This is a genomic window from Sporosarcina sp. P29, from assembly GCF_002743265.1.
Classification (GTDB): domain Bacteria; phylum Bacillota; class Bacilli; order Bacillales_A; family Planococcaceae; genus Sporosarcina.
This window is the reverse complement of sequence record NZ_PDYX01000008.1, coordinates 54,941-70,190: the sequence shown is the minus strand read 5'-3', so window position 1 is coordinate 70,190 and position 15,250 is coordinate 54,941. Positions and strand designations below refer to the sequence as shown.

The 15,250-nt window shown below is 39.6% G+C and carries 14 protein-coding genes; 2 read left to right on the top strand and 12 right to left on the bottom strand.

What is annotated here, in order from left to right; genetic code table 11:
• Positions 1-109: 109 nt before the first annotated feature.
• From CSV68_RS08970 to CSV68_RS08960, 3 genes are all read right to left on the bottom strand, one after another.
• On the bottom strand, positions 110-682 hold the full coding sequence (locus CSV68_RS08970; protein ID WP_099661960.1) for an SCO family protein: 573 nt from the start codon (positions 680-682) through the stop codon (positions 110-112).
• A gap of 72 nt (positions 683-754) precedes the next feature.
• Positions 755-2,515, bottom strand: coding sequence for a GMC family oxidoreductase (locus tag CSV68_RS08965; RefSeq protein WP_099661959.1), 1,761 nt, complete (start codon positions 2,513-2,515; stop codon positions 755-757).
• Between the two features lie 23 nt (positions 2,516-2,538).
• On the bottom strand, positions 2,539-3,318 hold the full coding sequence (locus CSV68_RS08960) for a gluconate 2-dehydrogenase subunit 3 family protein (RefSeq protein WP_099634561.1): 780 nt from the start codon (positions 3,316-3,318) through the stop codon (positions 2,539-2,541).
• A 364-nt stretch (positions 3,319-3,682) separates the two neighbouring features.
• Between CSV68_RS08960 and CSV68_RS08955 the strand changes: the two genes are divergently transcribed.
• Entirely contained in the window at positions 3,683-4,123 is a 441-nt protein-coding gene (locus CSV68_RS08955) for a cell wall hydrolase (RefSeq protein ID WP_099634562.1), read from the top strand.
• 170 nt (positions 4,124-4,293) lie between these two features.
• Positions 4,294-6,879, top strand: coding sequence for a CBS domain-containing protein (locus tag CSV68_RS08950; RefSeq protein ID WP_099661958.1), 2,586 nt, complete (start codon positions 4,294-4,296; stop codon positions 6,877-6,879).
• 102 nt (positions 6,880-6,981) lie between these two features.
• Here the strand turns inward: CSV68_RS08950 and CSV68_RS08945 are convergent, their stop codons facing one another.
• From CSV68_RS08945 to CSV68_RS08905, 9 genes are read right to left on the bottom strand one after another with little or no spacing between them, the layout of a single operon-like run.
• Positions 6,982-7,923 (bottom strand): hydroxymethylglutaryl-CoA lyase, encoded by a 942-nt coding sequence (locus CSV68_RS08945; RefSeq protein ID WP_099661957.1) that lies wholly within the window; start codon positions 7,921-7,923, stop codon positions 6,982-6,984.
• 14 nt (positions 7,924-7,937) lie between these two features.
• Positions 7,938-9,152, bottom strand: coding sequence for a CaiB/BaiF CoA transferase family protein (locus CSV68_RS08940; RefSeq protein WP_099661956.1), 1,215 nt, complete (start codon positions 9,150-9,152; stop codon positions 7,938-7,940).
• 17 nt (positions 9,153-9,169) lie between these two features.
• Positions 9,170-9,784, bottom strand: coding sequence for a flavin reductase family protein (locus CSV68_RS08935; protein WP_099661955.1), 615 nt, complete (start codon positions 9,782-9,784; stop codon positions 9,170-9,172).
• Between the two features lie 56 nt (positions 9,785-9,840).
• Positions 9,841-11,172, bottom strand: a complete 1,332-nt coding sequence (locus tag CSV68_RS08930) for an MmgE/PrpD family protein (RefSeq protein ID WP_099661954.1) — start codon at positions 11,170-11,172, stop codon at positions 9,841-9,843.
• Positions 11,173-11,190: 18 nt separating this feature from the next.
• A complete protein-coding gene (locus tag CSV68_RS08925; protein ID WP_099661953.1) occupies positions 11,191-11,934 on the bottom strand; it encodes an IclR family transcriptional regulator in 744 nt (247 codons plus the stop codon).
• A gap of 40 nt (positions 11,935-11,974) precedes the next feature.
• A complete protein-coding gene (locus CSV68_RS08920; RefSeq protein WP_099661952.1) occupies positions 11,975-12,685 on the bottom strand; it encodes an ABC transporter ATP-binding protein in 711 nt (236 codons plus the stop codon).
• A complete protein-coding gene (locus tag CSV68_RS08915) occupies positions 12,682-13,401 on the bottom strand; it encodes an ABC transporter ATP-binding protein (protein ID WP_099661951.1) in 720 nt (239 codons plus the stop codon). Before CSV68_RS08915 ends, CSV68_RS08920 begins: the two co-directional genes overlap by 4 nt.
• A 1-nt stretch (position 13,402) precedes the next feature.
• On the bottom strand, positions 13,403-14,368 hold the full coding sequence (locus tag CSV68_RS08910; RefSeq protein WP_099661950.1) for a branched-chain amino acid ABC transporter permease: 966 nt from the start codon (positions 14,366-14,368) through the stop codon (positions 13,403-13,405).
• A complete protein-coding gene (locus tag CSV68_RS08905; protein ID WP_099661949.1) occupies positions 14,365-15,237 on the bottom strand; it encodes a branched-chain amino acid ABC transporter permease in 873 nt (290 codons plus the stop codon). The genes CSV68_RS08910 and CSV68_RS08905 overlap by 4 nt, the downstream gene beginning before the upstream one ends.
• Between the last annotated feature and the right edge of the window lie 13 nt (positions 15,238-15,250).

Below are 15,250 nucleotides of genomic sequence, written 5' to 3'. Positions count from 1 at the left end.
TATAGCTGTTTTCATCTGTAGTATGGCGTTCGTAAATCTTACAAAGAAAAGCATTCATTTACTCTATTTTAGAGTAAATGAATGCTTTTTTATTTGCATGACAGAAACGCTACTTCCCTAAAACCTTCTTCACGTCTGCTACTAGCAAGTCATTTTCCGTATCGCTCATACCGTTATACTGCTTGACGATCTCTCCGTCAGGATTTATTAAGTAAAAGAAAAAACTGTGCGATCGCTGATCAAGTGCCCCTTTTTCCAGAAAAGCTTTAAACGTATGAACCGATAGATCTTGAATTTCTTCAAACTCATAACCTGTTAAAAACGTCATCGTCTGTAGGTCAGCACCATAGTCCTTTGCATATTCTCGTAAAACTTCCGGTGTATCATTGTCTGGATCAATGCTGAACGAAATGATAGGGGGGGTGAAGCCGTCTTTTTTTAATTTCTCCTGAATACCGACCATATTCGCCGTCGTTCTTGGGCAAACGGTCGTACAGTGCGTATAAGAGAAGTAAGAAATCCACCAATCGCCTGTTAAATCATCCAAGCCCAGTGTATTCTCGTCTTGTGTAGTGTAGTCGAAATCTGGGATTTTCTCTGACATATTCGTTTCAATTGTCTTGTTGCAGGCACTCAGAAAAAGAGCAGCTGCCAAAAGTATGAGGACGGATCGTATAGTCATAGGCATCTTTCCTCGCTTAAATAGGTATGAAAGAAAGGAGAGAGGTTTCGATTCCTCTCTCCTCTTGGCAAATTATGCTTTTGCTGTTTCCTCTTTTTTAACCAATTGGCCTCCGCCGTTCTCTAAGAACTTGATCATACCTTCTGCAGCACGATACGCGAGAGCACCAACTGTCGCTGTAGGATTGGAGCTACCCATAAGTGGGAATGAAGAAGCCCCTACGACGAATAAATTATCCATATCCCATACTTGTGAATAGTTATTGACAGCGGATGTTTCAGGATTGTCTCCCATGACTACACCGCCACCTGTATGGTCAGATAATGACGTTTTATCAAATTCCGTTTCCTCTGTAATTTCAGGCACGGTAATATGATCGGCACCCATTTGTTCCAGTAACTCTTTACCTCTTTGGTGAGCATATCTGACAATGTTGCGGTCTTGATCATGGAACTTGCTCGTGACGCGTAGCAATGGATCACCAAACATATCTGTATACGTCGGATCTAAGTCCATATAGTTTTCACGCCAAGCAAGCGCACCATTTTGTTGCTGAACGTCTATCCGACGGTTCGCATAGAAAATGGACTTGTCTTTAAATTCTTTCCCCCAAGAAGGGACACCTGCTGGAACGTGGTTATTCGTAATCGGTCGATCTCCTCTTTGAGACGTACGCAAACAGAAACCATGCAAGAAATCGAGTTTCGTGTGATCCAGTTGCTCCACGTTGAAATCATCCATCGTCACACCAAGTGCGCCGGTACCTGCATAGCGATTGAATTTCTTTTCATCAAAGAATCCACGTACACGTGTATGCGTCAAGTTGCGCTGGTGAGCAGTTAAATGGCTACCAATCACGCCTGTTCCGTCTTTTGGATTGTATGGCTTGCCGATTTCGGATAATAACATGAGACGCGTATTCGTAAAGGTGAATCCAGCCACAACGACAATATCTGCCGGTTGAATGAACTCTTCCCCCGTTTCCGTATCTACATATTTAATACCGACTGCTTTTCCATTTTCATGGACAATCCGAACTGCGTACGAGTTATTGCGCAACTCATACTTACCGCTTTTATTTGCTGTAGCTAACACTGTAGCAATCGGATCCGCTTTCGCTCCGAAGTCACAGCCGAAAGCTTCACAAAACGCACAGTACACACATCCGTTGATTGTCTCTCCGTCAGGATTCGTATATGTCTCGGATATATTTGCAGAAGCTATACGATACGGATGGTACCCTAAATCTTTAGCAGCTTTCGTAAAGGTACGAATGATATCCGTTTCTTTCATTGGGGGTGTCGGGTAATCATCCGAACGCTGATCTGGTCGCAATGGATCCGGCTCACCAGAAATACCAGCTGTTTTTTCAAACTGATCGTAATACTTCTCCAATTCATCATATGTAATACCCCAGTCTTGAAGCTGCATATCTTTCGGGATAATCTTCTCTCCATACTTTTCTACCGTCTTCGTATGCATTTCAAAATCTGTTGGAAGCCAACGATAGACCATGCCGTTCCAGTGAACACCTGAACCGCCAGTAGCTGTACCATTAATCGCATTTGTATCGTTACTTCGGTTAGGCGTCGCCGTTTCATCCAGCGTATTGCGGATCGTCAACGTTTCTTTGTTCAATTCTTGGAACATGAGTTTCCGCACATCGTAACGAAGTTCATCTTTTGCACCGACAAAATCTTCTCGCTTCTGCGCTTTCCCTCTTTCTAATCCAACTACTTTATATCCTTTTTTCGTTAATTCAGCTGCTGCAATACCACCTGCCCAGCCTGAACCTACAACGACCGCATCTACTTTTTCTAATGTTTTTACCATTCTTTTCTCCCCTTTCCTATCATTTATTTAGGTTGATAATCTGTCAGGCTCACTTGATCCATTTTCACGAACTTATCTTCTTCTATCATATGGGCATACGATGCGATAGCACCTGGATATTCTTTCATTTTCCAGCCTTTCATATCTCGATTGCCTCCGTATAACGGATCACAATACGCGCCTTCAAGCGTAGTAGAACGCAATAAATTAAAGAATCCTTTTGAACTAATGCCTTTGACTTCCACTTTGTCATCTGCAAAGTCCGTCATAATTTCTACTTGCTGATCTTCGGTCGCTTTAACGAAATTCGTATCAAAGCGTTTTTGGCTCTCGGCATCCATTGTTCGTAAACCATTAATGAAAATCTGCCCACGGTCGAGGCTAGAGTCCGAAGCCGCTGCTTTAGAACCTATGAAAGGACCTTGTCTGAAATCGCCGACATTGGATCCATAAGGACCTGCCAACTGTTTATCGATATAATAAGGAACTCCTAATTCTATCGCTCCAGGACCGTTATCATCTTCAGGGAAGATTCGCTCCACTGCCTGTTCCAAAATAGCGAAATCAGCAATACGTGTGAAATACATACGCGCTTCTTCATATCGCTTTTCTTTACCGCTTCCTTTATCCCCAGCGGTATTCGAATTCGTATCGTTTTTAGATCGACTGCTGAATAGACCGCCAAGTAGCGCACCACCGGCTACACCTCCGACAGCAATTCCTGTGTTCTTAACAAAATTACGGCGTCCCGGATCGGAAACTTCATTTGTGTTCTTCGGGTTGTTCGAATTATTATCAGCCATTGGCTTTCCTCCTCTTTATGTAAATAGTTCAACACTACATTAGTGATGCACATCGGAATACATTCCCACTTTTCGGAAAACTGAATGCGTATGCAGTAATGCTATCACAATGTGATTATCGTAAATACTAGCAGACACTAAAATACTATTTTCACAGTGATTGTATAGAAATGTACTGTCCTATGCACAGTCTAAATCCTTAGTCCAGATTTTTCAAACTATTAACCTTTACCCTACTTTTTAAAAATATAAGCCTATTCGACGATCTACATTCAATATTTTCTTCGAAGTACTTCTATAGTTCCTTCTAAAAATGTCACATCATTACCCGCTGTTCTCATACACTATGAATGAGGTGAAAACTATGGCGAGAGTCAAATATCGAGATTCAGATGTCGACTTAATGGCAAGAATGATGAGAGCGGAAGCCGAGGCCGAAGGTAATCAAGGTATGTTATATGTCGGAAATGTTATCGTGAATCGTGCAGTAGCCGATTGTCTAGACTTCAGAGATGTGCGGTCTATAAACGATGTCATTTTCCAAATACAAGGCAATAATTATTCTTTTGAAGCGGTGCAAAAAGGAAACTTGTTCTACCAACGCGCTCGAGCTTCTGAAAAAAGATTAGCTGAACGGACTCTAACAAACTGGCGTCAACATCCCGCCCACTATGCGTTATGGTATTTTAATCCATACGCCCCCTGCCCACCTACTTGGTATGGTCAGCCGTTTACAGGGCAATTTAAAAATCACTGTTTCTATGAGCCAGTAGCCGGTACGTGCGAAAGTGTGTATATGGGTTAAGGCAAGTACCATTTACTAGACTGAATTGAACATATTGGTTGAAGATGATAAACTGGTCTCATGAACACAATCGAAATTAACGAGTAACCACCTTCCACTTGGTCAGGATAGAGGGTGGTTACTTTTCTTTTTATACTACTTGAACCACTTTCAAATAGGAGGTACTACCCGTGCAAATTATTACTTCACACGTCAATACAGACTTCGACGCACTTGCTTCAATGATTGCGGCGAAAAAACTGTATCCGGACGCACAACTAATTATTTCAGATAAGCTCGAAAGTCGCGTACAACGTTTCTTAAATATGTATCGGGATGTCTTCGACTTTGTGCCAAGCGCTCAAGTCGACTGGGAACAAGTGACGGAAATGATTATCGTCGACGTTGCATCTTTAGCTAGAATCGGCAAACTTCCTGACGATTTCGATGCATCTAAGCGAAAAATCATCGTCTACGACCATCACCAAAAAGGTGAAAATGATGTGCAATATGATGAAGGTATCGTTGAATTAACTGGCGCTGCGGTCACTCTACTTATTGAAGAAATACGTAAACAGAATATAGCTATTTCAAGTTTCGAAGCTTCATTATTCGGGCTTGGCCTGTATACAGACACAGGAAAATTTACATATGCGAGCACCACGGTACGGGATATGAAGGCAGCTGCTTATCTGCTTGAGCAAGGAATGAGCCTCGAAATGGTCGGGAGTTTCGCGGAAGAAACGTTGACATTCGAACAGCAAGATTTATTAGATCAACTTCTTACCCATACTGAAATTCATGAAGTAGATGGTCTTGAAATTGCCGTCAGCACACATGAGTTAGATCATTTCGTAAACGGCCTTGCGTTGATTACAACAAAGGTGTTAGGCGTTAAAGGAACCGATGCGGTCATTGCTGTTGTTAAAATGAAAAACTCCGTGTTTATCGTGGGACGTGCAAACTCAGAACGCATCACATTGCAACCCATTCTGAAAAAGCTTGGCGGTGGCGGACACAAACATGCAGGTTCCGCCACGGTGAAAAAAGGAGATAAAGAAGCGATTCTTGAAGATATCAACAGCAGTTTGGAAACAATACTGCGGCCAGCGATTACCGCAAAAGAGCTGATGACTTCTCCTGTTAAAACACTGACACCTGATACAACGATCGAAGAAGCAGGACGTCGTATGTATCGCTACGGACACTCTGGCTACCCGGTTGTCGAAAATGACAAACTAGTCGGTCTCATTACTCGACGTGATCTCGATAAAGGGAATCACCACGGACTCGGTCATGCGCCTGTAAAAGCGTATATGACGACTAAAATGTATACCATTGAGCCGGATACTTCACTCGAAGAAATCCAAGAGCTTGTCATTAAACACAATATCGGTCGTTTGCCTGTCATCGGAGACGGAGAAATCGTTGGCATTGTGACTAGATCGAATATTATCCAAGTTCTGTACAGCGATATGATGACAGATATAAAAACAGCAGACACTCCACCTTCCCATGAAATCATTAATAAAATGCAAAAGCAACTGGCAGGAGAAGCTTTCCAGCTGTTGAAAGAAATCGGAGAAACAGCCAGCCGGATCAACATGCCTGTCTATTTAATTGGCGGGATTGTACGAGATATTTTATTGGACAAGCCAAATTTCGATATTGATATCGTGGCGGAAGGTAATGGAATTGAATTAGCGAATAGCTTGATGGAAACACATGGTGGCGACGTCATTGAACATGAAAGTTTCGGCACAGCGACATGGAATACACTATCTGGCTTGTCGATCGATGTCGTGTCGTCTCGACTCGAATATTACGAACAGCCTGCCGCCCTACCCGAGATCGAGACATCCGTTCTCGGCGATGATTTGCAGCGACGTGATTTCACGATCAACGCCATGGCCATCCATCTCAATGCCGAAGCGTTCGGTGAATTGATTGATCCGTTTGGCGGGCAGAATGATCTACGTGAGAAGAAAATCAAAATTCTTCATAATATTAGTTTTGTCGAAGACCCTACTCGTATTTTCCGAGCGGTACGTTTTGAACAACGTTTCGGATTTTCGATGGATGAACAGACAGAAAAATTGGCGCTTGAGTCTATCGATAAAGTAATCCATTTGTCACCTCAACGCATTAACGAAGAGATGATCCGTTTATTTACCGAAGGCAGTCCGCAAGAAGTCATCCGACGCTTGTTTGAACTGAATGTTTGGCAACAGTTCGGTGTGAATGAAAAACAGTTGGATGCATCGGTTGCTACGGCTGAAAATCTAGAACAAATTTACAACGAACAAGTACGTAAGATTACGAATTTAAAAATCGCTGAAAAACCTAGTTGGTTCAATTACTTTTTACTCCCCTTCTATTGTAATGATAGCTTGTATGCCGCAGAGAAATTCACGTTGCGGAAGAACAGGAAAAAGTTATTGGAAGAAATCATGGAGTTGCAAAAACATGAACAATGGAATGAGTCTACACAAACAGGAGACTACCATCTGTTTTTACATGACTACTCCGATGAAGCTATTCTGTTTATTCTAGTGGCTAATCAAGTGCCCTATCAGGAATCCGTTATGGAGTATTTATATGATCGTAACAAGCTGCAAAGCTATTTGAATGGCGGTGATTTAGTCAAAGCAGGACTGAAGCCGGGTCCAACTTTCTCTAAGATCTTGCTACACTTAGAAGTTAGCCAGCTAAATGGAGACGTTTCTTCAAAAGAGGATGCGGATCAGTGGTTGGAAGAGTATTTATGTACGCTATAACTATTGCGAGAATAGAAAAAGCATTCTTGCTCTCTTGAGAGAGCGAGAATGCTTTTTAATACAAAGACATATTCTCAGAAAATATTCTAGTTCTTCATAAAGTTAATCCCCAATTTTTTGTTGTTTACCTGGTGCGATATGGAGATCCGAACATTTACCAGCTTTCAAAATAAAGCTGTTAGAATAGCTTGGAAAGCTAGTTTCTAACTTTCGTGCTTCAGTTATGATAGCATCCAAGTCTAGATTCGTTCGGATTCCCATCTCTTCAAAGCCATGTACTATATCTTCTGTTGCAATATTCCCACTTGCATTTGGTGCATATGGACATCCGCCCAACCCTGATAGTGCACTGTCAAAATCCACAATTCCTTCTTGAAAGCCGGCTACCGCATTCGCAAATGCCATACCTCTCGTATTGTGTAAATGAAGTGAAAATTTGAAGTGTGGAAATTTCTCCTTCAAGCCATGGATGATACGTTTAATACTTTCAGGATTCGCCATACCTGTCGTATCTGCCAATGAAATTTCGGTAATACCGTATTGTTCATACCGCTCACATATTTCAATATGACGTTCAATCGGTACGATCCCTTCATAAGGACATCCAAATGCTACAGATATTGAACCACTGACATGTACAGTCGTTCCTTGCGACCTGTCAACAAGCAAGTAAAAGTCCCGCATTGCATCAAACGTTTTCGCGTTGGCATTGTGCAAACTGTGTGCGTCTGTTGCAGATAGCATGAGTTTTGCCTTATCCACTTTTGCTTCAATTGCTCTATCTAATCCTCTCAGATTAGGCACTAATGCACGCAATAATACACCTTCAGGACGTTCGATTCCGCGCAATACTTCATCTGCATCTTTCATTTGTGGTACAGCTTTTGGATGTACAAATGATGTAACCTCTACTTGTGGAAATCCTAAATTAATAATGCGATTAAGAATTTTTATTTTTTCTTCTGTAGGTATGAATTGAGAAATGCTTTGGAAACCATCTCGCGGACTAACTTCAGTAATCCTTACTTCTTTAATGTCGTCCATTAATAGATCGCTCCTTAAATAATCTTTTTATTTTTCAAATCCTCAATTTCTTCTTCCGTTAAACCTATGATTTCTTTTAGTACTTCTTCATTGTTAGCGCCTAAGTCAGGACCAATATTTCGAATAGAACCTGGTGTTTCAGAAAACTTCGGAACAATACCTGGCATTTTCATTTTCCCTAACCTCGGGTGCTCCACTTCTACAATGTTTTCTCTAGCCTTAAATTGTTCGTCGTTAAAAATGTCTTCAATACTATTGATAGGACTAATTGGTACACCAAAATCATCCAAGTGTTTTTGCAGTTCGTCTCTATCTTTCGTCTTTACCCAATCCGCCACAATCCCATTCGTTAGTTCAAAATGCTGTAGACGAACGGCATTTGTATGAAAACGCTCATCTGTTAGCATATCTTTTCGATCCATTGCTTCTGCAAGACGGTCAAATGTACGGTCAGAACTAGTTACTAGAACAACCCAATGACCATCTTTCGTTTGAAAAGTGCCCGCTGGACTTGAATGGCCACTTAAACCTGGAGAACGTTCTTTTATGATACCATTTTGATCATAATCCGTTACAAGGAATTCCATCATTCTAAAAACAGTTTCATATAAGCCCATATCTACATACTGTCCAACCCCATCCTCTGTTGCATCACGATGATATAGCGCCGTAGTAGTGGCAAACGCTACATGAATACCTGTAATGTAATCAACCAATGAAAATGAAGGACTAATCGGCGGACGGTCAGTAAAACCATGTAAATATGTAAACCCACTAAATGCAGTAGCAGGAGTACCAAAACCAGCTTTATGTGAGTAAGGTCCTGTTTGTCCATAACCTGTAACACGAATCATAATTAAGTTATCATTCACTTTTTTTAGGTCTTCATATCCTACGTTCCAGCTTTCAAGTGTTCCTGGTCGGAAATTTTCTATGACAACATCAGATTTAGCAACCAACTGCTTCAAGATGTTCTGACCTGCTTCATCGTGCAAATCTAAAGTTAATGACTTTTTATTTCTTGCCATGGTAGGCCAACGTAAAGGTTCATCCCCCTTAAACGGTCCCATCCCCCGAAGCGTATCACCTTTACCCGGCATTTCAATTTTTATAACTTCAGCACCAAAGTCACCTAGCAATGTTGCTCCATAAGGCGCTGCAATCATTGTGGAAAGATCCAATATACGAATACCATCCAATGGACCCTTTTTTTCTGTTTGATTTCTCATTGCACATACCTCCATTTTTATACTTCTTTCTTTCTCCAGTCCAATCGATCCAACTCAAATAGATTTGCTGTTTCGGTATACCACTTGCCACCCAGACGCCCTACAGCTTGCAAATCCTTCATAGAGATTCTGCCATCATCAATCAATACGTCCTCCACTGTAATATATTCTACTTTTCCTATTACTAAGCTATGTGGGGAAGATCCGATTTCAATTACTTGGTCTAGCGTGCACTCTAAATGAATGGGAGACTCTTTGATAGAAGGAGGCTTAACAAAATGAGATGGAATAGGTGTTAACTTAGCACTTTGCATTTCATCGATTTCTGGCTCGTAATCTGGTGAAGTTTCATTCATTTGCTTAACATTCTTTTCAGTTACTATATTAATCACAAATTCCTTTGTGTTTTCAATATTGACGATTGTATCTTTCTTCTCGCCTTTTCTTCTTTCAACTGCAAAAATCACTAAAGGAGGCTCTATTGAGACACCAGTGAAAAAGCTGAATGGAGCCGTGTTTACAATTCCTTGGGTGTCTATAGTAGTTACCCATGCAATCGGTCTAGGCACTATACAGCTAGTCAATAAACGATATTTATCTCTTTCATTTAACTTACTCATCTCATATAGCATGGACAAACTCCCCTCCGTCTGCATAGTTCGTATATTTTTTCTTTGTTAGTACTATGTTAGCAACAAAGTAAATTCAGTAGATCGTTCATATCGGATTTACTTTCTATATCAGCTATCCAGGCAATAATTTCATTCTGTTTAGAAGATGAGATGAAGGGACTAGTATTACTTTTAAACTTATCAATAATATCCTGTCGAGTCATCTGGCTTCCAGGCGCGCCATTTGCATTATCAAGTCGTTGTCTAAACGATTCTCCAGAGTGCAAAGTTACTAATATTTCAACTGGCATATTTGAAGGATAATCCCTGTCAAATTCATCTGATTGAACTACTTGAATCTTTTTAGCTGTTTCTTTAATTGCTAGATCATCTAGAATGTTTTCATTAAAAACTGTTTGGTCGGTCTTTTTTTTATGCAGCCATATTGATAATGCATATGGGATACTGAATTTTGCGGACAAGGAGTTACCACATTCCTTACTATCAAGAGTAGAAGCTCTCGTGTAGGTAGAGACAGTAACGCTTTTTATATCTGATGGTTGTATATCATTTTCTTTTATGATCGCTTGAAAAGCATCCAATGGTGCATGTGTATAACGACAAAATGCATGCGTTTTAAAATAATTACGATTGATATCCCAACCAGAATTACTAGAACCATCAAAAGAGGTAAAGTCGAAATCACTACCAATAACTTGACTGAACACATATTCCATATTATGCTTTGGCGCATAATAACCTGCTCTTAATAGTGATGCGGCTTTTATACCAGATTCAATTGATTGCCCAACGTAGACATTACGGATTAACGCACCCTCAATTGCAGCGTTCCACATGGTCGGCATTGCAAATGATGCACTGATATTTAAACCATCCATCATTTCTCTTACCGGCACGTCATCCATTAATAAAATACTCGCTGCAGATCCGGCAACCCCCCATGTACCATGAGCATGAGCGTCTGACAATAATGTGGTTGCTCTGCCGAAGCGCGAACATACTTCATAGGATCTTATGAGATTATAAATAAAATTCCTTCCTGAATACTCCTTTTTTGTTTGCACATACGTAAGCATTGCAGGGACGACATGAGCCGCGGGATGACCTTTACTAAACTGATTACCTTCATCAAGCTCCACAGCGACCGTCGCTACACCATTAATGAAAGCAGCCGAATTTAAATCAACTGTCTTTTTCTTACCAATAATTTGATATGTACCTGGATGCAGTGGTTCAACTTCATCCAGAAGCTGCTCTGTACTTGAATCGTAGACACCTACAATCATTGCACCTATTGTATCAATCAATACTTTTTTTGCAGATTCCAACGTTGTCTGATCTATATCTTCAAAAGAGTAGTCAGTCACTCTTTGGATAAACATTTCCATAGAATCTCTCCTGAAAAATTATTTAGAGTCTGAAAAACCTAGATTTTTAGATATATCTTTTGCAGAGTTTATCAATAACTGAATCAGGAAACTTTCACGCTCTTCGGATAAACGCTGGATAGGTCCTGCTAATGTAATGCTACCGATAGTCTCGCCATATACATCAAACAAAGGAGCAGCTATAGCAAAACTCCCTGGTACCCTTTCGCCTTTTGTAAAAGTATACCCTCGTTCCCGAATTCGTATTAGGTCCTCCCTTAACTTCTTCTGTGGTTTACCTAGTTCCTTTTCAATTCGAAGTACTTTTTCTTCCATCTCATTGTCGGGAAGATTCGCCAACAGTATTTTTCCTGAAGCACCTAAATGAATAGGATGTCGATCCCCAACTCTGACAAAGTTTCGTACAGCTAACGTACTGTCGATTTTTTCAATACACACTCTGCTTAAATCATCAATAATGTTTAGCTCAATTGTTTCAGATGATTCTTTCGCCAACTCTTTCATGAAAGGCAATGCAACCGAACGAAAATCTAATTGGCTATTGAAGATACTTCCGAGTCGAAAGAATTCAGCTCCTAATGAATAACGATGATTCTCTGGATTCTTAGTGATAAATCCTCCACTTTCTAACGTATTCAAGATCCTAAAAATCGTACTTTTAGGAATATTGCTGGCTTCTTCTATTTCACTTATAGCTAAACTCGTACGTTCCATCGTAAACAAAGAGAGAATTTCAAACATTTTATGAAAAGATTTAATCACAGTCACTTTGCCTCCTTACTATTTAATATAGGAAATATATTTACGTAGTAATCCCTAAATAGGATGCCTTCAAATTCTCATCATTTAATAGATCATTCGCATTTCCTTCTATAACAATTTCACCATTTTCAATCACGTATCCACGATCAGCAAGTCGTAGCGCTTGGTTAACATTTTGCTCGACCAACAATATAGTAACGCCGTTTTCTTTTACTTCAGAAATAATATCAAATACTTGTTTCGTCAGCAATGGAGATAACCCTATGGAAGGTTCATCTAATATCAATAACTTCGGTTCAGCCATTAACGCTCTAGCAATGGCTACCATTTGTTGCTGACCACCACTCATCGTACCTACGACTTGTGACTTACGATCTTTTAAGATAGGAAACAGTTCAAAACAATAATCCAAATTTCTCGTTAGATGTTTTCGCGCATTTGGAATAAATGCACCTAATTCTAAATTTTCTTGCACTGTCATATCTGTAAATAGTTTGCGGTCTTCAGGTACTTGCACAAGACCACTTTTTACAATTTGTTCAGATGTCGAATTATGGATAGGTTTCCCGTCAAAGTATATTTCTCCTGACCAAATGGGAAGTATGCCAGAAATAGCCCGCAGGGTAGTTGTTTTCCCAGCACCATTCGTGCCAAGTATACTTACTACTTCACCTTTCTTTACTTCGAAAGAGATATCGCGCAAGATTTTTATATTTCCATAACCCGCCTGTAAGTTTTTTACTTCTATCATGCGATCTCCTCCCCAAGGTAAGCTTCTATTACTTTTGGATCCTTCGTAACATCTTCTGGTTTTCCCTCGGCAATTTTCTCACCGAGATGCATAACCACTACACGATCTGATAGTGCCATGACCGCTGACATTAAGTGTTCAATAAAGAATACTGTAATCCCTTGATCACGAATATCTTTTATTAACTCAATAAATTCATTAACTTCAGAAGGATTGAGTCCTGACATAACCTCGTCTAAGAAAAGCAACTTCGGCTTTGTCGCAAGTGCCCGTGCCACTTCTACTTTCTTCTGTTCAGCAAAAGTTAAATCTTTCATGACCGTATCTGCTTTGCGGGCCATTCCCATAAATTCGAGCTGCTTCATAGCTATTTTTTCAGCATCATCGTATTTATGCACTGTATTAAAAGCACCAACTATTACGTTTTCTAGTAATGTAAGGTTCCCAAAAGGTTGTACGACCTGGAATGTACGAGCTATTCCTTGTTTACATATATACTCGGGTTTCATTCCGCAAATATCGCCTGTTTCAAACTCAATAATCCCATCTTCCGGTCTATGAAATCCGCAAATCGAGTGAAATAAAGTCGTTTTCCCAGCACCATTTGGACCTATCAAACCTAGTATCTCACCTTCATGTAATGTAAGGTCAATATTATTTACTGCTATAAGACCCGAGAATTTTTTAGTTACTTTTTCCAGTTTTAAAAGGACCATATTATGTACCTCTTTTCACTTTTCTTTTTTTGACACGATCTTGGTACCATCCAACAATTCCACCTGGCAAGTAGAGAATGACTACAACTAAAATAATTCCATAAGCCATCAAATGAGCGCCTGCAAAACCTCCAAAGAAATGCGCTGTCAATTCTCCCAATGGCACTATAACCAAAGCTCCAATGAAAGGACCGAATACGGTTCCCATTCCACCAATAATTGCGGGTAATAAAATATCTACGGAGACATCATTCCCAAACGTTGTAGATGGTTCGATATACAAGAAATACTGTGCATAAAACGTGCCACCAATAGCTGTAATCGCAGAACTCAAAGCAATTGCTATCATTTTATTTTTGAATGTATTCACGCCTAATGACTGGGCTGCTTCTTCATTTTCCCTAATAGCGACCAAGTTATAACCCAGTCTGGATTTGCTAATAAAATATACAATTAAGGTAGCTAATATGGTGAATACTAAAATTGTATAGTAGTAACCTGTTCTTGAAGCGAATTGGAACATAAGTGGATCTGGATTGATTGTGATCAAAACACCTAAAGTTTTATTAAAAAACTCTGTGTTTTGAACAAATATACGTAAAATTTCCGCAAAAGCTAATGTTCCTAAAGCAAAATAAGCTCCACGCAGCTTGTATCGGAAAGATAAGAAACCGATGAATAATCCTATAATACATGCAATAGCTGCTCCTATTAGCATACCAATCCATGGTGTTATTGCATATTTTGTTAATAAAATTGATGAGGTATAAGCACCTGTTCCAAAAAACGCCGCATGTCCAAATGAGAATTGACCTGAATATCCGCTAAGTATATTCCACGCCTGACTTACAAGTGAATAGTACAAAATAAGTATAGAAATATGCATAATATACTGACTTTCTATAAATAAAGGAAAAACAAGCAATAGAACGAGCGCGGATGCTATAATAATCATAGACTTTTTCATTTAGATTTCCCCCCAAATATCCCATTTGGCCTAAATAGCAATACTAGAATGAAAATCAAATACGTCATTAACTCTTTTAGACTTCCTGGTAAAACAGCTCCACCAAGCGATTCGGCTACTCCAATTACGAGCCCGCCTATCAATGCACCCAATACATTACCAAGTCCACCTAAAACAACTACAACAAAAGCTTTTAGTATGAAAGCGCTTCCTACATCAGGTGATGTATAGAAAAATGGAGTCATCAATGTACCGGCAATTGCAGCTAAAGCTGATCCTAAGCCAAACGCTATATAATTAATTCTCTTTGTATTAATTCCAATGAGCGCAGCGCCTTGTCTATTAATAGATGTTGCTCGGATTGCTTTACCTAAAAATGTATGTTTCAAGAACCAAAACAGTAAAGCTGTCAAACCTATTGCAAATAAGAAAGCAATTAGTTTCCCTGTTCCGATATTAATAGATAATAATGAGATTGTCTTTGGCATTCCTTCAACAGTTACACTTCTAAAATCCGGTTTAAATAAAATCAATGCGAAGTTTTCGATAAATAACATAATACCTAATGTAACTAACAACTGGTTATGTTCAGGTGCATCCATCATTTTAGAAAGAATAGTTTTTTGTATAGCTACTCCAACTAAAAATAATACAATTGCACTTATTGGAATTGATAAATATGGGTTAAGCCCAGCTATTGCATATAACCAGTATGTAACATACATTCCTAACATCATAAATGCACCTTGTGCAAAGTTAATGATTTTCATTACTCCAAATATAATGGTAAGTCCGATTGCAACTAGACTATAAATACCACCCATCAGTAAGCCATCAATTAGTGACTGAATAAACAATCCACCTGACATTTGTTTTCCTCCT